This window comes from Methanococcus aeolicus Nankai-3 (assembly GCF_000017185.1).
GTDB classification, from domain to species: Archaea; AGJL01; Methanococci; order Methanococcales; family Methanococcaceae; genus Methanofervidicoccus; species Methanofervidicoccus aeolicus.
This window is the reverse complement of record NC_009635.1, coordinates 230278-251704: the sequence shown is the minus strand read 5'-3', so window position 1 is coordinate 251704 and position 21427 is coordinate 230278. Positions and strand designations below refer to the sequence as shown.

Sequence of the window (21427 nt, the reverse complement as noted above, 5' to 3'; positions counted from 1 at the left end):
ATGGGGAATTAATATGATGGAATTAAATTCCTATAAATCCTTAAAAATAAAGAAAAAGGAAGAAAAGGAAAAAATAAAGCAAAGATACAGTATTACAGCAGATATACTATCATATCAACTATGCAAAAGACAGTATGGATTTAATACTGTAAAAGGATTTTCCAGCACCCAAAAAACTCAGGCATGGCATGGTGATTTAATTCACCAAGTTTTAAGTATGCTTCATAGAAGATACTTACACAATATAAAACTTATAAAAGGGGGATTGACTGAAAAAGACCCGCTACCAACAGAAGCAGATGTTGAGGAGCTCCTCAATAAAGCAAACGAAACATTAAAATCAAGGGGCATAATTCCAATAAGTAAAGAAAATAATAAATTAATATCCCAAGTAAAGGAGCTCCTAAAAAAATTTAATAAAATTGAGGGAAAACACCTTTATCCTAAAATTATTGATACGGAGGTAAGATTACAGGCAGATATGGGAGATTATTTGTTATATGGTGTAATGGATGTAATCGCAAAAAATGAGGACGGAGAATTCGAAATTTGGGATTATAAAGGAATGCTATTTCCATCAAAAGATGAAGATAAACTTAAAAAATATGAATATCAAATGCTTATTTATGGGGAGCTCCTTAAACAACAGACAGGAAGGTATCCTTCAAAATGTATTTTATATTTTGTAAATGAGCTCAATAGAATAAAATCACCAAAACCAAAATATATTATTGATTTTAAAGATGAAAAAAATATTAAAAAAATAAAGGAAGCTATGGAAAATTTCTCAAACACAGTTAAAGAAATTGAAAAATGTAAAGAATTAGGAAATTGGAACATAGACAAACCAGCAGATAAAGAAACATGTAGTATTTGTGATTTACGGTGGGGCTGTCCTGTCTGTAAAAAAAAGTATCCATTGAAACCTTTATAAATTTAAATTACTATATAATAAAAATATAAAATAAAATTAATAGCTTTGCCTTCGGCTACGCTCAAATTTGCTCCCTACGGTCGTAAACTTCACACATCTCCTAACCGTTATGTGCAATCATTTTTTTAACAATTTAATAATTTGCAGAGAGATTTTTAAAATAAGGACTGGAAAATTTGAAAATTTGATTTTTCCTAAAACAAAAGAGGGGATAATATTGTGTTTTCTCCACTCCATTCCGAAAACGATGATTTATAAATTAAAAAAAGAACAAAACTTATATGCTAAATATAACTTTTAATATTAAATGAGGAATACTATGGGCAAGCAACCAAAACCAGATTCAAAGAAATACACTGATTTAATATCAGAAATTCAAAACGGGCAAATTAAAGTCCCTAAATTTCAAAGAAATTTTGTTTGGAGTTTGGATAGAACTGCAAAATTATTGGATAGTATTTTGAAAGGTTATCCAATAGGTACTTTTATTTTGTGGGAAACAAACGAAAGATTAAATAATATCAAAAACATTGGTAATCTTGAACTTCCACCTGTTCCTGACGACGACACTAAAATTCAATATGTTTTAGATGGGCAACAAAGAATTACTTCTCTTTATGCTGCTTTCTTGGGCGCTAAAATTCAAAAAGAAGGAGAAAAGAAAATTACTGATTACGGAGAAATTTATGTAAATTTAGATGGGGACATCGAAGATAATGATAATCAAATTGTCATTTCAGAAGAACCTGAAGAAACATCCTTTATAACACTTAACGAAGTATTAAATTTTAATGATAATTTACTTAAAATAAAAGAAAAATACTCCGATGATCATTTCAAGAAAATACATCAATATTCTCAAACTTTTTCAACCTATGACTTTTCAACTATTGTTCTTCGTAAAGAGGGTATTGATTCTGCAGTAGAAGTGTTTACAAGAATTAATACGGGCGGACAGACTCTTACTCTTTTTGAAATTATGTCCGCAAAAACTTATGACGAAAAACAAAAGTTTGATATGGAAGACAGATTCAAAACATTATTGGAAGAATTATCCCAAAGTAAATATGATACAATTTCAAGTTCCGTAATTCTTAGTATTCTTGGACTTATTTTAAGTAAAAACAAAGAATGTAAAAGAAACGTAATTTTACAACTGGACAGACAGAAAATTATTGATATTTGGGATGATGTAATTTCAGCACTAAAAGAAAGTATTGATTATTTCCGTTCAGTTTATCGTATTCCTGTTTCTGCATTTTTACCTTATGACTCGTTATTAGTTCCTTTTGCATACTTCTTTTATTTCCAGAAAGAAAGGCCACAAGGAGAACAACAAAAATATTTAGAAGAATTCTTTTGGAGAATATCGCTATCATTTAGGTATTCAAGTTCAACAGAATCTAAACTGGCTCAAGATATTAAAAGAATTGATGAAATTTTAAAAGGGAATAGACCAAACTACGATGAGGTAAAAGTTCATTTAAGTTCTCCAAAAGATTTAATCGAAACAAATTTCAGTGCGGGAAGTAGTTATTGTAAGGCTATTTTATGTTTATTGGCATACCACGAGCCAAAAGATTTTCAAGATAATGGGAAAGTTATTTTAGATAACTCATGGTTAAAAGTTGCGAATAGTAAAAATTATCATCATTTTTTCCCGAAAGCATATTTAAAGAAAAATAATATTGATAACGAAAATAGCCTTGTAAATATTGCTCTAGTTGGAGCGGATTTAAATAAAAGAAAGATTGGTGCTAATGCACCATCAGTTTATATTCAAGGTTTTTTAGATAAAAATGATGATTTGCCAAATTCATTAAAATCACACCTTATAAATGATTTAGATGATTTTGGAATTATGAATGATGATTACCCTGTATTTTTAGAGAAGAGAGCAAATGCTATTTTCACCGAGTTAAAAAGTAGAATTGAACTAAAACATAGAGAAGATAAAAAAACATGATGAAATTAAAGAATTAATTTTAAGCGGAGAGAATGAAAAACTTGAAATGAAATCCACTCTTCGTTTTGATATAAGAGAAAATTAAATTTTCTGACAATAATTGTAATTAAATTAATATACAATATACTTGTGGTATTTACTATGAATAATAAATTAAAATATTTTTTGCCCGATTGGGAGGATAGATTAGACCCCAATTTTAATTTTATAACAGATGAATTTTCAGAAGGGCATAAAAAAGATTTATACAATAATGGAGCTTATGCCCACAATTTGTTTAAAGAAGTTCCATATGACGGTATTTTATTTAGTTTGGCAGTATTTCAAAATAAAATTTCATTAAATAATAATGATAATAATAAAGAAATTTATAAAATACGAAATCATACCGATATAAAAAACTATTTAAAAATCCCTAAAAACTCAGATTTAGAGGTAATGGGAGATTGCGGTGCTTTTGGTTATGTAAATGAAAAAGAGCCCCCAGAATTTTATTCCGTTGAAAATATTTCAAAATTATATGATAAATTAAATTTTGACTATGGTGTAGCTCCCGACCATTTAGTAGTAGACAATATAATAATAAAAGATGAAAATGAAAAGAAAAAAAGAGTCTCACTTACTCAAAAAGATAAGGATAGTAGGATAGCTTTTACCTTGGAAAATGCCGAAAAGTTTTTAAAATTGCACCATAAAAAAGGATATAATTATATCCCCATTGGAACGGCACAAGGTTATAGTGTGGAAACATATGGGAGCTCCGTTAAATCACTTATTGATATGGGATATAATTATATAGCTTTGGGAGCTCTCATAAATTATAAAACAGATTTTATAATTGAAATATTAAAAGAAATACAACCAATTATAATAGGCACAGGCGTAAAATTACATCTTTTTGGAATTGCCAGAGTTGGAGCTTTTAAAAAATTCCACGACTTAGGAGTTAGTAGCATGGATAGTGCATCTTATTTTAGAAAGGCATGGTTAAAATCCAGTAAAAACTACATAACCGATGAAAATATTGGCTATCCTGCAATAAGAATACCACAATCTACAAATAAAAATATGATTAAAAAAGTTGTGGATAAATCAAAATATCCTATTGAAAAAATAAAAAAGATGGAGAAGAAATCATTGGAGGCCCTGTTAAAATATGAAAAAGGGGAGCTCCCCATAAATCAAACCATTGATATAATTATGGAATATGATAACATATTTGTTCGGAACTCCAAAGACCCCCGTCTTAAAGAAAAATATTATAAATTATTAAATGATAAACCTTGGGAAAAATGCCAATGCCCGATATGTAAAACGATAGGAATTCAAGTTGTGATATTTAGGGGCACCAATAGAAATAAAAGAAGGGGATTTCATAATATTTGGGCACTTAGAAAAATGATGAATAAAGAGTTAATATAAGATTGACTATATACCTATAAGTAATATATAAATAAAATAAATAGATATTTATCAATATAAATAAAATTAATAAAACAATAAAACAATAATTAACATAATAACAGAAAATCTAAATAAGTATAGAATATTATTTAGAGTAGGTTAAATATCTACACTTAATTAAATTTTAAAGTTTCATTTATATATGGATAGATATATTTGTCATAAAATTGTATGTTGGTATTTAAAGAACAGTAAATATGACCCACACTATATAGAATATTATTTATTAAAAATAATAAAAGGGAGTAATATGGTAAAAATTACAACTAAAAAAATAATGGATATAGAACCTTTAAAAGATGCTATATTGATAGAAGGACTGCCCGGGATTGGGCATGTTGGATTGATAACAGCCGAACATATTATTCATGAATTCAAGGGCGAGAAATTTATGGAATTGTATTGTGACGACTTTCCGCCCCAAGTTTTGGTAAATCCAGATGGGACAGTAAGTTCTATGAATATCGAATTTTATGCAGTAAAAGAACCTATGCCAATGATTGTAGTGGTAGGAAATACTCAGGCACTTTCTCCTGCTGGACAATATCAACTGTCCCAAAAAATAGTTGAAATTGGAGTAGAATATGGAGCTACAATGACCTACACAATAGGAGGATTTGGAACAGGAACTTTAAATGAGGAGCTCCCAAAAGTGTTTGTAGCTTCCACCTCAAAAGAATTGTCCGATAAAATAAAAGAGTTGGGGGCTGAATATAGGCAAGATGGTGGCGGAATTATTGGTGCGGCTGGTTTGATGCTGACATTCTCAAAATTAAATGGGCTTGATGCAGTCTGTCTTATGGGGGAAACCCCCGGATATTTGGTAGACCCAAAATCTGCAAGACAGGTATTAGAATTATTATCTAAAATCATTGGATTTGAAATAGATGTAAAAGAATTAGAAGAAAGAGCAAAAGAAATGGAAAAATTCTTAGAAAAAATTAAGAAATTTGAAGAAGAATCCACACATCAACAGCCAAGACCGCCAAGTGCGGATGATTTAAGATATATCGGATAATTTTATCCCTATAATAAATATATTTTATATCAAATATTTATTAATTTTATTATTGGAATTGTTAATAATTGGATTATTGTTTTTACTATTATTATTGTTATTAGTATTATTAGTATTATTAGTATTATTAGTATTATTATTCTTATCTTTGCAATTATTTGTTTTATTTGTTTTATTTGTTTTGATTTTATTATATCTGGTTTTTCCGCGAGGATTTTTAAATACAAGCCCCTGTTCTTTAAGATATTTTACGACCTGATTTTTTAATTCATTATCTCGCGATACAATACCATGAGGATAAACAAAAACAGTGTTTTCAATATTGATTCGAGGATGATTTAATTCAAGTTCTACTTCGTCCAAAAGACATTTTTTTAAATAATTTGTGGTTTTCGTTAAATTTAGCAATACCGGAGATAAATATGGCATAGATTTATTTTTTGGAATTCGCCATGTTGTGCCATAATATGTAATATAATCTGGATTTAATAATATTATAACTTCGCCATGTATCTCTAACACAATAGACCATGAAAAAATACCTCTTGTAAAACCCAATAACCGCCCCAAATATGTTGTTTTTGGGTTGTTATATCCTATTTTTAAAGTCCTTCCCACAATTCTTGAAAGGGCTTCTTTGGTGTTGATATCCTTTGGGTTTGTAGGTAATGAAGTTTTTGGAAGAATATTTAACGGAACACATTGTTCTGGTTTAATCATATGTAGGGCATTTAATGGATAAAAATAATAATGATTTTTTTTATTTAACATTAGGGCTCCTTCGAGCAACCCATTAAAATCACATTTTATAATTTTTCCTTTATATGTATTAAAGGACTTATTTAGTGTAAATTCTGCATAAGTATCTTTTTTTAAGGCATATTTTGGTTTCAAATAAACACCTTTTCTTGTAAATTAAATTTAAATTATATATATTTTATAAATCATAAATGGGTATCCAAATTATATGTGGTCAATTGATGGGCTTTGCACTAATGCCACATTAGGCAAACAAGATAAATAAGACAGTTCTCTACTTTGGCCAATATTCTAAAATATAATTATATGAACTTTGAAAGACAGGCTTTTTTTAATCGATTATAAAATTAATCTAAAAAATAATGAAAATAAAATATTGTAAGAAATAGGATATATATTTAAATTAATTATTCAAATAATTCACATAATTTTATTTGGTGAGGTCCTAATTTACCGCCATAGTTTCCTGCTGTGATTTTTTTAACTCCTTCAATTTTTGTAGCTGCCAAAATTCCTACTTTTGTAGCTTCTTTAACTGCTTCCTCATCTACACCATCAATAACAATTTCATAAACTCCATTTACATCGGCTGGAATTTCTGAATCTTCAACACTGTCTTTTAATGTTGGGCACATTTTTTGGTTTGTTGTAGCTGCCATAAAGCTGTATTTTGGATTTGTATATCCTACTTTACTTCCTGATGCTACAATTCCACCAGGGAATGGGGTTATTGTTTTTTCTACTCCGTTTATAGCATCAATTGCCGCTTCTGCTGCTACTAATGCTGAGGAGTTGCTGTCTGCCATAATAAAGAAGTTTCCTCCTGCTACTCCTTTTTTAATTCCTAATTTACTTTCAATTTTAAAATCTCCTCCCATAATTGGAACAGAGTACATCACTTTATCATTTAATTTTTCTTTTGTTTCGTACCCATCTCCAAAGAATTTTAACTTAAATCCTACTTTCAAATGTTCTGTTGCATCTTCTCCCATAGCATCAAATACTGCTGTTGTAGGTGCTGTCAATACACATTGTCCTAATCTTTCTAATAATTGGTGTTCTAATGCTGATTTTTTAGGGTGGCAAATTTCAATAATATATCCTGGTCTTCCGTCTGGTGTTTCTGTTGCTGGAACATATTTTTCAATTCCTGCTTCTGCTGGACACATAATAACTGAACATCCAAATCCTGTTGCTTCTGTTGCCGCTATTTTAGCTAATTTTTCTGTTGCTGCTGTTATCAATACTCTTGAAACCCATATAGGAAATGCTTCTGCAAATGTATCTTCAATAAATACTCCGTTTATTTCCATAATTTTGCCTCCTAATTTTTATTTTATTAATTTATTTTTCATTTAATATGCTATATTGGTATTTTATACTTCTATTAATAATTTATAATACTCATATTAATAATTTATCATTTGATTTTTTGATATTCAATTTTAATTATCGACATCTTTTGCGCAGTCAATTACAGAATAACTTATTTTATGTTTATCCAATGTTTTTACCACTTTTTCAGTCATTTTACCTGTAATTAGACATACTACATCACAACCTCTATCGCATGCCCCCACTATCCCCTCCAATACTGCAAATCTTATTTCTGGCTTAATATTTAATTTTTTAGATACAACATGGGAGATAGTCCCCATAGTAGCAACAACTGAGTCCCTATTGGCATCTAATATGTTTTGTATAACTTCATAATCTACATTTTTAGAACCTCCTTTAACTTTTGGAGGTATCTTTAATATTATAACTTTTCCTTTTTTTATTTCAATTATTCCATTTATATTTTCTATTGCTATATCTTCTCCCGCATATCCCCCTTCACTAACTTTTGCGGTGGATTTCGACTTAACTTCTTTTGATGCATATAAATGCCCTTTATTCATATATAGATAAACTTCATCCCCTTCTTTTAAATCCTCGTTAGCAATTGCGGGCCAGACATCTTTATACCTATATATATCTTGATTTACATGGTTTAAATAACTTTTAAAATCTGAAATCCATACTTTTAATGCCTTCATTCCGTCCGCTGTGAGAACATACTCTCCACGCCCTCTCGATGTTATTAATCCTTTTTTTAGCAAATTTCTAATATGCTCTGATACACCTTGAACCGTTATGCCCAATACATCTGCAATTTCTTTCTGTTTTATGTGTGGTTGTTTTCTTACAATTTCGGACAATATTTGAAATTCCGTAATATTTCTTTTTTTCACACTAATCACCAATAAATGAATAATAGTAATATTAATAATAGTAACTAGGTATAATAATATATAATAAAATAATTAAAATACCCACTAATTAAAGATATGTTTATTATGCCATATATATGTATTCAATTTATATTTATAATTTGCTTTATTTATGTATGGAAATTATATTTATTATTGAGGTGATAATATTATAGATATTCTTCTTGTAAATGATGATGGAATTTATTCAAATGGACTAGTAGAATTAAAACAGAAGATATTAAATGAAATGGGCGATGAAAATATAAATATTACCATAGTTGCCCCTACAAATCAGCAAAGCGGAGTTGGTAGGGCGATTAGTTTATTTGAGCCCCTTAGAATTACCAAAACTAAACTATCCGATGGAAGTTTGAGTTATGCCGTATCTGGAACCCCTACGGACTGCGTGATATTAGGAATCTATGAAATTTTAAAAAAGGTTCCCGATATAGTAATATCTGGCATAAATATCGGGGAAAATTTGGGGACTGAAATAACAACCTCGGGAACATTGGGGGCCGCATTTGAAGGGGCCCACCATGGGGCAAAATCAATTGCCTGTTCACTGCAAATTACAGAAGACCATTTAAAATTTAAAGAAGGAGAATCTTCTGCAAATTTTGAAATTCCTGCAAAAATCACAGCAAAAATTGTTAAAGAATATTTATACAATGGATTTGACTGTGATGTAATTAACTTAAATTTTCCTGAAAATGTACAGGAGGATACCCCAATTAATATTACTAAATTGGCGAAAAAAATGTATTCTGCCCATGTGGAGGAAAGAACCGACCCAAGAAATAGAAGTTACTATTGGATTGGGGGAGCTCCCGTAATAGACCGAGATGAAGAAACCGATGTATATACAATTAGAATAAAGGGAAATATTTCATTGACTCCATTAACTCTGGATACAACGGTAAAAAATTTAGAGGAATTTAAAATAAAATACAAAAAAATACCAAATATTATATAGTTTTTCATATATATTCTTTATAATGTGTGCAGGAGCTCCTATATTTTGGATACTTAAATAACAGACTTTTTGAACATATTATATATATTGATTTTCATAACAATATTTTATTAATCTTTTATTTCAATGTATAATAAATATTTATGGCATTTTTGATTAATATTAATATGGCGATAAAATGTGGGAAAAATTATCTAATTTAAAAAAATTTTATATAAAACAAGACAATAAAAAAAGAAACAATAGAATGGCACTTTTAATAGATGGACCCAATATGCTTAGAAAAGAATTTAACATAGATTTGGATAAAATAAGAGAGGTGTTGGATGAGTTTGGTAGTGTTGTAGTCGGGAGAGTTTATTTAAACCAGTATGCTTCCGATAAATTAATTGAGGCTATTGCCAATCAAGGATATGAACCAAAGGTTTCAGCAGGTGATGTCGATGTTGAGATGGCCGTAGATGGAACAGAATTAATATTCAATGATACAATAGACACAATTATATATATGACACGAGATGCGGATTTTTTACCTGCAATAAGAAAGGCAAAAGAACATGGTAAAAATATAATAATCATAGGGGCAGAACCAGGATTTAGCACAGCAATTCAAAATATAGCAGATTATGTAATAAAAATAGAGGATGATTTTGAATTTGATAAGCAAAAACTTGAGGATGAAAAAAGAAGAAAGGAAGAAGAATTTGAAGCAAAAAAAGATAAATCCAGAAAATCAAAAATAAATTGGTTTAAAAAATAATATTGTTAAATATTGTTAAAATATTCAATTAAATCATTAATATTGTTAAATTTCAGTGGATAATTTATTTTTGGTCGTTGTATAATTATGGGGATAGCATTTGCTTCAAGAGCTCCTTCTATTTTTTCAGTAAGTCCCCCTTCATCTCCACTATCTTTTGTTATAATTATTCCGCAATTGTAGTCATTTATTATGTTTTTATTTAATTCTTTTGAAAATATTCCCTGCATACCTATTATATTTTTTGAGGGCAATATGCTTAATGCTTCATTTACTGACACAGGGAGCACTCTCGCTATTAGCCTATCTTTTCCGATTATGTCAGATACTGTTTTTAGGTTTTTTATTCCTGCTAAATACATTATATTTTTATTTTTATCGCCCATTATTTCTATGGCTTTATGGGATGCTTCATTAAAATCATTTACATAAATAGCATTTTTAAATATCTTTTGAGGTCTTTCATATCGGATATATTTTAAATTTAATTCTTTTGACAAATTAATTGCCTTTTTACTAATATTTGTAGCAAATGGATGGGTGGCATCGATTAATAGTAATATGTCATTATTTATAATTATTTCTTTTAGTGTTTCTTGTGTAGATTGCCTTGAAATTGCTTTATCTGAATATTTTTTTGCCAATTCACTACCATAATTTGTAGTTGTCGTAGTAATTATATTTATTTTTAAATCTTTTTTTTCTAATTCCTTTAATTTTTTTGCTATTTTATTTGCGTCGCTTGTCCCCCCCATCAATAAAATATTCATAATTTCACCAAAATAAAAAAAATAGGTTAAAAAAGATAAAATATATATTAATTATAGGATTACTCTTTATGCTCATCTATTTTGCCATCGTTTATCCTAATAATATATGTGTCATCATTTCCTTTTGTAATATATACTGTTGCATTTGTGGAGGTTAGGGAAATATAAAAACCACCTGCACCATTCTTATCATGACTTATTGTGTATTCAATAGGGTCGTATATGTTATTTGCAATAATTGTATATTTTTTGAAATTACTTGGCACATCATATGTAATTCCGTTAATTTTGAAATCGGTGTTACTTCCTTTTGCTCTAAATATTATTTTTGTAGCATTTCCAGATTTTGAGTTACCTGAATCAATATATATTTTATGGTTATTTTCGTTAATTAATCCTTTTTTATTTCCTGATTTATATAAATTATATGTATGCCCATCAATATCATAGATTTCAAGTGCATTATTTTTTTCACTGTTTGTTGGGTTGATATTCATACCCAATGAAATATCATATGATGTAATTATCTCATTGTCATTTTCATGAGGTCCTTGGGATTTTGTTATACTTATATTTGCGGTTATCTCATTATTATCTTCATTTGATTCATTTATTACTCCGCCACAATCCACCAATGCTTTAAGTGTATGATCGTATATTGGATCACTTTTATCTCCATGATTTTGGTACTGGTGTTGTCCATTATTTTGATGTTGGTTCTGGTTTTTGCTACCGTTTGATGTAGTTATCGTATAATTAAACACTACTTTCCATTCATTTTTACCTATTTTTGATGCAACGGCTGTGTCAACCTTTTCATCATTATCATATAATGCAACATAAAAAAGGTCCGTGATATTTACCATATTTATGTCTTTTATATCTACTGTTATATATATATTTGAATTATTATCGCAATTTCCTTCTTGATGTCCAAATTGATCTGTTAATTGATGTTCATTGCCATTGTTTTGAACCAGTTCTCTCCAACCATGAGCTATTCCGGTTCCATTTGTATATTTAATAATTATGCTTGTAGGCAATAAATCTGGAAGTACTACTGTATCTTCGTCATCATCTTTATCGTCATCTTCTGTATCCGTTGTTGTATTTATATCTTCATAACTTATCTGCGGATTATTATTGATTATTTTATTACCAATAAACCCCTGGGAAGACAATTCGCGACTTTGGCCTAAACTATCCCCCTCAAAAAGCGTATCGTCCATCATAAAATATCCTATAACAGCCCCACTGGCAACTACTGCCAACATTAACAATGCCATTTCAAGAGAAAGTTGTGCCTTTTTACTGATCATATTTTTCATAAATAATCACCCATAATATCATACTATTTTATATTCTTATTAATATATATATTATATGGTATGTATATATTATAAATTAATTTTAAGATCATGATATAATTTTTCGGTGATAATTTGGACAAATTAGATGATAAGTTAATAGAAATTCTAACAATTATTTCAGAGCATAGCGAACCAGTTGGGGCAAAAATAATTGCCCAGGAGCTCCAAAAAAGAGGTTATGAAATTGGAGAGCGGGCGGTGCGATACCACCTTCAATTATTGGATGAAAGGAATCTAACGGAAAAATTTGGTTATGCTGGAAGAAGTATAACTAATAAAGGATTAGAGGAGTTGGAAAGAGCCAATATTTCATATAGAATTGGTTCAGTATTTTCACAAATTATGGATAAATTATATTTATCAAATTTTCCAACAAAAGTAATTATAAATAAAACCACAATTGAAGGAGATTATGCAGAAATTAAAAATTTAGCGTTAAAAGTAATGGAACATGGATATTCAATAGGAGATTATATGAATATATCAAAGGAATGTAATGCAAATATTAAAAATGATAATGATGATTTAATTACTGTGGAAACGCTATGTTCTATAACCTTTGACAATTTTTTATTAAAAAATGGAATTCTTTCAAACCCGAAATATGGAGGAATTATTAAATTTGAAGATTATGAACCTGCATATTTTGATGGAACGATTGACTTTAAAAAAACATCTATTGACCCATTAGATGCATTTATATCAAGAGGTAAAACTGATATATTGGGGATTATCGAAAATGGAGAAGGATATATTCCTGCCAATTTTAGGGTAATTCCAAAATCTACAAAAGATAAATTTAAAAATCTATTAAATAGAGATTTATTAAATGGTGTTTTAAGTTATGGAGAGGAAAATGTTTTGGGTATTGATTTAAATGAAAATGAAATTGGAGTGGCTCTCGTAGGTGGATTATGTCCGATATGTCCTGCTGTTGAACTTGGGCATGTTGTAAATATTGGTGCTGCAACATCATTAACCGATCTATCGTTGATGGAAAAGAAAACTAAAAAATATTTAAATCCAGTTGTTAAAAAAGGAAATATAAAAATATCCTCCGTATTATCTAAAATGAATTCTATGATGCATAATGTAAATTATGATATTGAAATGGAACGGGGTGCTGTTTTGGTAAATACTGGATATATAGATAAATCTTATAAACAAGATGTTATTGAAATATTGAAAGAATGCACGAATAAAAAACAAATAATATCAGATAAAATCGGCATCATAGACAAGGATAACAAAATACAAATAAATACATTATGTTCCACTACAATAGATGGGATATTTTTAAAATATGGAATTCCAGTTATACCTTATTATGGAGGAATATTGGAATTAAATAAAAATAGATTTATTGATACGATATCATATGATGGAACTTCATTAGATCCCCACGAAGTATTTTTTAACAAAGTAGATGGAAAAAATACAATATTATCGGGCATTAGAAAGGCACCAATGAGTGCAAGAGAAAATTTAATAAATATTATGGAAAAACTAAATTGGACTGGTATTATAGAGATAGGAAAGCCAAATAATCCCATATATGGCATAAAGGTTGAAAAGGGAATGTTTGGATTTGCCACAATTGGAGGGATAAATCCATTTGTTGTAATAAAAAATAGTGGAATACCTATTGAAATTAATGCACTTCATGATGTCATGGAGTATTCTGACTTGACATTTATTGACGAATTATAATAAATTATACGATGAATCTCCAATAGTTAATGTCTTTTACATATCCAAAATATATAGTTCGTTCGAGAACTCTTTGCAATATATTATCGTATAAAAACTCAAAGAGTTTTTATTTATTTTTATTTTTTTATTTTTAATTATTCCGTCATATTTTCAACGATTTCAACAAATTTATTTAATACTTTCTCCCTCAATCCTTCAACAAATTTCAGACTTCCAGCACATTCATGCCCCCCTCCATCAAGGGAAGCTTCTGGAATTCCTTCTATAAGTTGCTGAACAATCAAATTCAAATTGAAGGAGAATTTATCACTAACTGCATCAGTTGCTCTAACAACTCCAAAATCAGGACCATATGATAAAGTGATTATTGGAGTATCTTCTGGATGTTGTTTAACTATGATATCATGGGCAAAACCGCAAGTTTTTCCGGGTGCAGGGAATGTAAATTTATGGGCATGTTTCTCAACATCAAGCATGTTCAATATTATTCCATTTTTTAGAGTTCTGGTTTTTATTGCAGGTAAAACAGCTTTCATTTGCCTATTGGTCATACTTATTGCTCTGGTATGTAATATGTCTATTAATTTTTCATGTCTGTTTATTTCTGTTTTATTTATTGCCAAAATATCTTCAACGATTCCCCTTCCATTCATAAATCTTAAATAGAAAGCTTCAAAGTCCATACACAAACCAATTATATCTAATTCTTCTTTTGTGTATTCTTTATTGTTTCCATATTTTGCACTATGTTCCGTCAAATCTTCTGTTGCTATTTTTATGTATTCTTCTACTTCCTCTCCTTTTGCATGGTCCCCAACCATAGCTATACCCGGGAGATGCTTTATATCGTCGGTGATGTCTTTATTTATCATTCTTGCTACTTCTGTTGCTAGGGCTCCGGCTGTTAAATTACTATCCCCTCCTACGAGATATGGATTTACATGGGCACTTGCATATTCATCTACCTCTACTTTACCACCTATTACATCTCCTGGATAATGATGGTCTATTACAACAACATCAATACCATAAGCTTCTGCCTGAGCTAATGCTGGTATGTCTTCGTGGGTACTACCATTATCTGTCAATATTACAAGGGGCAATTTTTGACCAAATCTTATTTTGTCCTCTATTGCAAAGGATAAATCTTTTGTAATATCTTCCAACTCATAAAATGGTGCTTTTGAAGGGCTTCTTCTGAAATAGTGCCATTGGGCTCCACTATCAATTGAAAATTCATTTAATATTGGTATTATTGCTTTTTCCAATGCCAAACCTGCACAATATCCGTCTGTATCGGCATGATGTCTTAAAATTATTGGTTTTCCGTCCAATAATGCCCTTCTTATTTGTTTTGCTACTTCTGCCATTTTTGGTCTTAATTTTTCAAGAATTGGGCTTTTTACAAGGAATTCTATGTCGCTGTATGGTTCTGCTTTTTTGTCCAATTCTGCTTCTATTCTTGCCTTTACTTCTTCTAGTTCTTCCCCTTCTAATTTCTCCATCTTAATTCTTTCAATTTGAAGTTTTCCATCCCTAATTGAAACAGTCCCTACAACATCTACGATATCCCCTTCAACTAATTCGGGGTGGGTTCTTAGTCCAGCTATTTCAAATGCTGCAATCCATGCGATATCTGTTCCATCAGTAATAGTAAATATTGTAGGTCCCGGTGTTTGGGTAATGTAAAGGAGCTCCCCTTTAATATGGACAGTTTCGTCCCTCATTTCCAAAACTCCATTCTCGTTTATTTCTTTAATTGTAGTTAGAGGAATTTTTCTTTCAAGTTTTTCTATGGTATAATCTGATATCGGTAAATACCTAAAATCAACCTCTCTTTTACTTGGTTTTAATTCGGATACTTGCACAATTATGCTATCTCCTATTTTAAAGTCGGACATTCTTTTTCCAATCATTTCCCGACCTCTTAATAATCCCCTTGTTTGATTGTTCAATTGTATAAATAGTCCATATTTTTCGCTTCTAACCACTTTTCCTTTATAATATGCCCCCTCCTCTAAATCATACATATTACATAATCCATCTAATTCATATACTATTTTTTGAGCTTTTGCTTTGTTTTCCATTTTTTCACATTTTTCGCATAATGATTTATCTTTATCTTGTGGATATTTTCCAATTATTTTATTGCATTTACCACATGTTACAACTTTCCCGCTACCCCCGCAATATTCGCAGGAATCATAAATTGGGATTTGCCCCGAACCGTTGCATGTAGGGCATGGTAATTCGGCATCGTCAAAATCGTATTTTGAGTTTTTAGATGCCCTTTTAAATTGAGATTTGGTATCAAATTCTTCTAAAAATCCTGTCCCTTCACATTCTGGGCATTCTTCGTATTTAACTATTTTTTTACCCGTCCCGTTGCATATCTCACATTTATTTATCATGTATTCACCAAAAATAATATTAATTTATTGATTAAATATAGAGTTTGTTCGAAAGAAAATATCCCTATTTTCAATGTTTCATTTACAGGGAGCTCCGAACGAACTAATATGTTCTATATATGCACCCATATAATATATAAATATTCAATAATTTATAATATAATGCAGGAATATGGGGAAGTTTTCCAATTGGTTATCTACGATATGGTAACCCCCAATAAATAAAATTAGTTAGTTGACCTATTTATTACTCCATGAGATAATTCAAATATGGCGCCACCCAAATCATTACCAATGTCTTGTAATTCTAATCCGCTTAATTCTATTTCTTTATTTTCAATAGATACTACTATGGGTAAGAATTTATATGCTATTTCCACAATATCAAAAGGTTTGCACAGCATTTCAACACCGATAACACCATAGAATTTATTTTTTATTTCGGGTATTTTATCGTCTTCAATTTCAACTGTTTTTGTTGTAATTTTATGAACCAAAATTTCATCATTTAATGACATAACTATCTTTTTAATCAAATCATTTTCAGAATCCCCAATTCCTTCAAAAACTGCTTTTATTCTTATCAACCCATCTTCACCCATATCAAATAATTCATCTTCATCATAAATTCCTTTTTTATATTGTTCTATATCTATATTTTCATCTTCTTCTTTTATATGCACATTAAATCCAATTCCATATTTATTACAAAATTCCTTAAAAAATCCAATAATTTGAGCAATGGCGTCCCCAAATTCTTTTGAGCTTAGTTTTAATTTTGAAGGTTCAAGGACATCTAAATCAGCACCATAATTTAAACAATATTCAATATATTCCTTAAATGAGTTGAATTTTATATTTATTTCAGCAAGTTTTGCATATAATTCTTCCTCTTCTTTTTCCTCTCCTGAACAACTACATACCATTTGAACGGTTTCGTCTTTATCCTCTCCTTCATTAGATTCAATGGACAATATTTCAACAGAATATTTATTTTCTATTTTTTCTATCAATTTTTTAAATTCATTATCTACAATATCTTTGTTATTTCCTTTAAATTCTTGATATGAAATTATTTCAATCATTAAATCACCGAATTAACAGTTTAATAACCTAAAAGGGATATATGCTTAAATATATGTAATTAAATTGCTATTAATATCTAATTTATCTAATTTAAATAAAATTCGAAGGATTTAGCTATTATCTCCTCGTGAGCTTCAATATGCATTGTGTCCATCAATTTACCACGGAATATAAAAATATAAAAAAGAATGTATTTTTTTATCTATAATTTTTATAGGGCATATCTTTCAATAACAAAATCTTTATCAAGAGATGATAAAAAACTACCCAATTTAGGGCCGTAGTTTTTACCAAGCAATATTTTATATGAGGCTGAAAATGCTTCTTTTGGTTCTAAATCAATCTCTTTTGCACTATCATATATTAATTCATGTATTGATGAAGCATTATAGCTTTCTTCATTATTTCCCATGTTTTTTAAGTTTTCTCTAAATAGCTTTATCCATTCTTTTTGCTTTTGGCTTAACTCATTGTAATTTTCTTTTGCCGTGTTTGAGTCGATTAATATTAATTTTTCACCATATTCTATTGCCCAATTCATTGCACAATATAATCGTGTTTTCAATTTATTGTAGTCTTCTTTATTTTCTTCGTATTTTAATAATTCAGCCTGTTCGTAGTTATTTCTTTTTAAAATATCGATTACCTTATTCATGTCGATAGTTTCTGTTTCTGGATTATATGCTATTTGGGATACTATAACACAGAATTTATAAGGTATATTTAAAGGAAGTTTATTTGGTATTTTTGGTGTGCATAGTTCATATAATCTTATTTTATCTTTTTCGTTTTCGTTTAATTCTTCCCCATTTCCTTCTTTTTCTTTTAACCCAAAATATTTTGTTTCAAGTTCATCATAATCATCTACAATATTTGGAAGAGTTTTTAAATTAAAATCAATATGCTTTGAAGGTTTGCTTCTAAGTAATAAAAATCTTAAAACTTCGGGGTGGCAGATTTTTACCCAATCCTTTACAGCAAATACGACGCCCGACGAGGAAGACATTGGAAGGGCTTTATCCCCTACTTTTAATTGAATCCATTCATATATTATTTTTTCAGGAGCTCCATATCTATACACCATTTGAGATATTTTTATTCCAGTATCATAAGAACCACCTGATGCCCCATGGTCTTTCCCCATTGGTTCGGCAACTACATCAAATATTTTCCATCTAGCAGGCCAATCTACTCTCCATGGTAGTTTCCCCCTACCATCAAATGGTTTAACTGTGTTTTTATGTCCGCATTGGCATTCATAATCTACGGTGCTCTCCTCACTGTTGTAATTAATTACCTTTGTAGTACTTAATTTACCACATTTTTCACAGATAATATTTAATGGATACCAATCTTCTGGAAGTGGTTCTCTTCTGTATTTGTCCAATACTCCTTTAATTTTATCCCTATCATTTAGTGCCGTTATTATGGCATCATTGTATAATCCATTTTTATAATTTTCATCAGCCTTATAAACTGTTAAATTTATTCCTAAATCGTCCAAACTATTTATAAATGGATTTAAAAAATGGTCCGCATAGCTATCACAACAACCTTCTGGACAGGGTATTTCACTTAATGGCATACCAACGAATTTTTCATATTCTGGTGGTAAAAATGGATAAACCTTCCTAAGTGGGTCATAGTTATCGGCTATAAATATTAATTCAGCTTCTACGCCTTCTTTTAACAGCCCCTTATATATTCCATCTGCTGTAAGGGTCTCTCTTGCATTTCCTACATGGATATGTCCCGATGGAGTTATACCACTAGATATGAGATACTTTTTAGGATTTTGTTTTTGTCTTTTTTTTATAATTTTTTTTGCAGTTGCATCAGCCCAGTGCAAAATAATCACCTTTTTTAGTTTATTTTTATTTTTTTTATTTCGTTTTTCGAAAATTATATATAATATAAAAACATCTTTAATTAAAATTATATTAAACACAACGCCATATAATAATATCTTAAATTGATTATATTTGTTTATATATAATATTTATCATTTTTATATTGATTATAGATTATAATGATTATATTGATACGATGACACGAAAATATAAATCTCCATCTTTAACTGTTGATGGAATTGTTGAGATTGATGGAAAAATTGTTTTAATAACAAGAAAAAACGAACCATATAAAGATTTTTGGGCTTTTCCCGGCGGGTTTGTAGATTATGGAGAATCAACAGAATGTGCAGTATTAAGGGAGCTATTTGAAGAAACAAATTTAAAAACTAAAATCAAAGGGTTGCTTGGAGTCTATTCTGACCCAAATAGGGACCCAAGAGGACATACTGTTTCAGTTGTTTATGTTTTAGAGTATATTGACGGACTGTTAAAAAGTGGAGATGATGCCAAAGAGGCAGGACTGTTTAAAATTGAAGACATAAAACAATTAAACCTTGCCTTTGATCATAAGCGAATATTTGAAGATTATTTAAAGAAATATAAATAAAATATAGGTGATAATATGGTAAAATTTTGTCCTAAATGTAATAATATTATGCTTCCAAAAGAAGATAATTTAGTATGCACAGTTTGCGGATTTGAGGAGGAACTTGAAAAAACTGAATCATATGAATTAAAAGAAAAATTAGAAACCAAACAGGAAATAGTAGTTATAGAAGATGTGAATACACTTCCAACAACAAGAATTGAATGCCCAAACTGCGGAAATATGGAGGTATATTGGTGGCTTCAACAAACTAGATGTGCCGATGAGCCAGAAACAAGATTTTATAAATGTACAAAATGCGGACACACTTGGAGAGAATACGATTAAAAAATAAAAAATCATGCATGGTTTGTTCGGGAAATTTTTATATCCCAAAACTCCGAAGGAGTTTTTATGATTTTATGGTGGGTCCAACAACTATCCGTTGTCCGCTATATTGTAATAATTCCCCTAATTTTTGAGACGGTTTAGTGAAAAAGACCGAAGATTAACTATGGTTTTTATAATTAGATAATATATTATGTTCCATATTTTATATTACATTAATTCCATTAACTAAACATTTTCCAGCTTTACTTTTTTTGCCTTCTTTTTCTACAAAAATTCTTAATTTTCCAGCCCTACAATAGTGCTGAACTCTCAAACCAATATCAATTATCGTTTTTTCAGAATATTCTTTTCCAATAAATTCTTTCATCGTTTCATTTGTTGAGCCACAGGGAGCTCCCCTTAATATCTCCACACCATCTATTTTATTGTCTTTTATATGAAGGTTTATTTTGGGAGCTCCGAAATATTTTAAAAATTCTTTTAACTGCGGATATTTATTTAATTTATTTTTTAAATCTTCCTCATTAAAATCACACATTAAATTTGGACAAATCACATTTCCAAAGTTTTCAAGCTGTTTTTTAAATCCTTCCCCTGCCCAAGCTCCAACTATTGTAAATAGTGGTTTGTTTGATAGCTCTTTTAATAAATAATATGTTAAATCAGGATTTAATATATATGTTATCACAATATCATATTTTTCGATTTCTTTTAATTGATTTTTATCAATTTCAATGTCTTCAAAATCTCCTAAATAATTTAATTTCATAAAATCGCAGTTAAATTTGTCCCCTATTATTTTAACTGCCCGTTCTCCATATTTTCCTTCTGAAATAATTAATATATTTAAAGAATTTTCTCTGGTTTTGTTGGAGTTCATAATTACACCAAAATAGGAATTTATTATTTAAAATTATATAATTTATATAGATATACCAATATAGATTTATAAAATAAAAAGTAGCCCGACGCGGATTCGAACCGCGGTAACGAGATTCAAAGTCTCGTATGATTGGCCACTACACCACCGGGCTAATTAATTTTACTTCTCTGCTAATCAGAGCATACTGTAATAATGTATATCTAATATAAATACTTTTCTATAATCAAAGTATTTTAATTAATAATTACATCAATTATAATATACACAATAAA

Annotated in this window: 17 protein-coding genes, 1 tRNA gene and 1 pseudogene; 9 read left to right on the top strand and 10 right to left on the bottom strand. The window is 29.5% G+C overall.

All coding sequences use genetic code 11. The features are described 5' to 3' along the window. Positions 1 to 13: 13 nt before the first annotated feature. The 4 genes from MAEO_RS01150 to MAEO_RS01135 all read left to right on the top strand — a co-directional run bounded on the left by MAEO_RS01150 (position 14) and on the right by MAEO_RS01135 (position 5382). Positions 14 to 934, top strand: a complete 921-nt coding sequence (locus tag MAEO_RS01150; RefSeq protein WP_011972953.1) for a PD-(D/E)XK nuclease family protein — start codon at positions 14 to 16, stop codon at positions 932 to 934. A gap of 319 nt (positions 935 to 1253) precedes the next feature. Continuing rightward, positions 1254 to 2900, top strand: a complete 1647-nt coding sequence (locus MAEO_RS01145; protein ID WP_011972952.1) for a GmrSD restriction endonuclease domain-containing protein — start codon at positions 1254 to 1256, stop codon at positions 2898 to 2900. A 141-nt stretch (positions 2901 to 3041) separates the two neighbouring features. Next, entirely contained in the window at positions 3042 to 4322 is a 1281-nt protein-coding gene (gene dpdA, locus MAEO_RS01140; RefSeq protein ID WP_011972951.1) for a tRNA-guanine transglycosylase DpdA, read from the top strand. Positions 4323 to 4614: 292 nt separating this feature from the next. Next, entirely contained in the window at positions 4615 to 5382 is a 768-nt protein-coding gene (locus tag MAEO_RS01135; RefSeq protein ID WP_011972950.1) for a proteasome assembly chaperone family protein, read from the top strand. A 219-nt stretch (positions 5383 to 5601) separates the two neighbouring features. Here the strand turns inward: MAEO_RS01135 and MAEO_RS01130 are convergent. From MAEO_RS01130 to MAEO_RS01120, 3 genes and pseudogenes are all read right to left on the bottom strand, one after another. Then, positions 5602 to 6276: pseudogene (locus tag MAEO_RS01130) on the bottom strand (hypothetical protein); the annotation flags it as partial. Between the two features lie 272 nt (positions 6277 to 6548). Further along, on the bottom strand, positions 6549 to 7454 hold the full coding sequence (fhcD, locus tag MAEO_RS01125; protein WP_011972948.1) for a formylmethanofuran--tetrahydromethanopterin N-formyltransferase: 906 nt from the start codon (positions 7452 to 7454) through the stop codon (positions 6549 to 6551). 132 nt (positions 7455 to 7586) lie between these two features. Continuing rightward, complete coding sequence (locus MAEO_RS01120; protein WP_011972947.1) at positions 7587 to 8375, bottom strand: DUF7839 domain-containing protein; 789 nt, start codon at positions 8373 to 8375, stop codon at positions 7587 to 7589. 187 nt (positions 8376 to 8562) lie between these two features. Between MAEO_RS01120 and surE the strand changes: the two genes are divergently transcribed. Then, positions 8563 to 9372, top strand: coding sequence for a 5'/3'-nucleotidase SurE (surE, locus tag MAEO_RS01115; protein ID WP_048062347.1), 810 nt, complete (start codon positions 8563 to 8565; stop codon positions 9370 to 9372). Between the two features lie 178 nt (positions 9373 to 9550). Further along, on the top strand, positions 9551 to 10132 hold the full coding sequence (locus MAEO_RS01110) for a TIGR00288 family NYN domain-containing protein (protein ID WP_011972945.1): 582 nt from the start codon (positions 9551 to 9553) through the stop codon (positions 10130 to 10132). Positions 10133 to 10137: 5 nt separating this feature from the next. On the opposite strand, the gene cobK is transcribed toward MAEO_RS01110, so the two are convergent. Further along, positions 10138 to 10902: a precorrin-6A reductase gene (gene cobK / locus MAEO_RS01105; protein WP_011972944.1), complete on the bottom strand. Its 765-nt coding sequence runs from the start codon at positions 10900 to 10902 to the stop codon at positions 10138 to 10140. Positions 10903 to 10961: 59 nt separating this feature from the next. Next, positions 10962 to 12230, bottom strand: a complete 1269-nt coding sequence (locus MAEO_RS01100) for a class III signal peptide-containing protein (RefSeq protein WP_011972943.1) — start codon at positions 12228 to 12230, stop codon at positions 10962 to 10964. A gap of 114 nt (positions 12231 to 12344) precedes the next feature. On the opposite strand from MAEO_RS01100, the gene MAEO_RS01095 reads away from it, so the two are divergent. Continuing rightward, complete coding sequence (locus MAEO_RS01095; RefSeq protein WP_011972942.1) at positions 12345 to 13982, top strand: DUF128 domain-containing protein; 1638 nt, start codon at positions 12345 to 12347, stop codon at positions 13980 to 13982. 137 nt (positions 13983 to 14119) lie between these two features. Here MAEO_RS01095 and MAEO_RS01090 read toward each other — a convergent pair whose 3' ends face one another. From MAEO_RS01090 to lysS, 3 genes are all read right to left on the bottom strand, one after another. Then, positions 14120 to 16396, bottom strand: coding sequence for a DHH family phosphoesterase (locus MAEO_RS01090; RefSeq protein ID WP_011972941.1), 2277 nt, complete (start codon positions 16394 to 16396; stop codon positions 14120 to 14122). Positions 16397 to 16623: 227 nt separating this feature from the next. Further along, positions 16624 to 17481 carry a hypothetical protein gene (locus MAEO_RS01085; protein WP_011972940.1) on the bottom strand — a complete coding sequence of 286 codons (858 nt, stop codon included), beginning with the start codon at positions 17479 to 17481 and terminating at the stop codon, positions 16624 to 16626. A 212-nt stretch (positions 17482 to 17693) separates the two neighbouring features. After that, a complete protein-coding gene (gene lysS / locus MAEO_RS01080; protein WP_011972939.1) occupies positions 17694 to 19331 on the bottom strand; it encodes a lysine--tRNA ligase in 1638 nt (545 codons plus the stop codon). A gap of 197 nt (positions 19332 to 19528) precedes the next feature. Here lysS and MAEO_RS01075 point away from each other — a divergent pair, with 197 nt between their 5' ends. Continuing rightward, positions 19529 to 19942: an NUDIX domain-containing protein gene (locus MAEO_RS01075; RefSeq protein ID WP_011972938.1), complete on the top strand. Its 414-nt coding sequence runs from the start codon at positions 19529 to 19531 to the stop codon at positions 19940 to 19942. Between the two features lie 15 nt (positions 19943 to 19957). Further along, entirely contained in the window at positions 19958 to 20269 is a 312-nt protein-coding gene (locus tag MAEO_RS01070) for a transcription factor S (protein ID WP_011972937.1), read from the top strand. Between the two features lie 205 nt (positions 20270 to 20474). On the opposite strand, the gene MAEO_RS01065 is transcribed toward MAEO_RS01070, so the two are convergent. Continuing rightward, a complete protein-coding gene (locus MAEO_RS01065) occupies positions 20475 to 21152 on the bottom strand; it encodes a DUF166 domain-containing protein (RefSeq protein WP_011972936.1) in 678 nt (225 codons plus the stop codon). Between the two features lie 81 nt (positions 21153 to 21233). Continuing rightward, a tRNA-Gln gene (locus MAEO_RS01060) sits at positions 21234 to 21306 on the bottom strand. Between the last annotated feature and the right edge of the window lie 121 nt (positions 21307 to 21427).

Excerpts from the sequence above, each read along its gene's own strand:
- MAEO_RS01150 (WP_011972953.1), top strand. The coding sequence starts at position 14 with ATGATGGAATTAAATTCCTATAAATCCTTAAAAATAAAGAAAAAGGAA.
- MAEO_RS01145 (WP_011972952.1), top strand. The coding sequence starts at position 1,254 with ATGGGCAAGCAACCAAAACCAGATTCAAAGAAATACACTGATTTAATA.
- dpdA (WP_011972951.1), top strand. The coding sequence starts at position 3,042 with ATGAATAATAAATTAAAATATTTTTTGCCCGATTGGGAGGATAGATTA.
- MAEO_RS01135 (WP_011972950.1), top strand. The coding sequence starts at position 4,615 with ATGGTAAAAATTACAACTAAAAAAATAATGGATATAGAACCTTTAAAA.
- fhcD (WP_011972948.1), bottom strand. The coding sequence starts at position 7,454 with ATGGAAATAAACGGAGTATTTATTGAAGATACATTTGCAGAAGCATTT.
- MAEO_RS01110 (WP_011972945.1), top strand. The coding sequence starts at position 9,551 with ATGTGGGAAAAATTATCTAATTTAAAAAAATTTTATATAAAACAAGAC.
- cobK (WP_011972944.1), bottom strand. The coding sequence starts at position 10,902 with ATGAATATTTTATTGATGGGGGGGACAAGCGACGCAAATAAAATAGCA.
- MAEO_RS01100 (WP_011972943.1), bottom strand. The coding sequence starts at position 12,230 with ATGAAAAATATGATCAGTAAAAAGGCACAACTTTCTCTTGAAATGGCA.
- MAEO_RS01090 (WP_011972941.1), bottom strand. The coding sequence starts at position 16,396 with ATGATAAATAAATGTGAGATATGCAACGGGACGGGTAAAAAAATAGTT.
- MAEO_RS01085 (WP_011972940.1), bottom strand. The coding sequence starts at position 17,481 with ATGATTGAAATAATTTCATATCAAGAATTTAAAGGAAATAACAAAGAT.
- MAEO_RS01075 (WP_011972938.1), top strand. The coding sequence starts at position 19,529 with ATGACACGAAAATATAAATCTCCATCTTTAACTGTTGATGGAATTGTT.
- MAEO_RS01070 (WP_011972937.1), top strand. The coding sequence starts at position 19,958 with ATGGTAAAATTTTGTCCTAAATGTAATAATATTATGCTTCCAAAAGAA.
- MAEO_RS01065 (WP_011972936.1), bottom strand. The coding sequence starts at position 21,152 with ATGAACTCCAACAAAACCAGAGAAAATTCTTTAAATATATTAATTATT.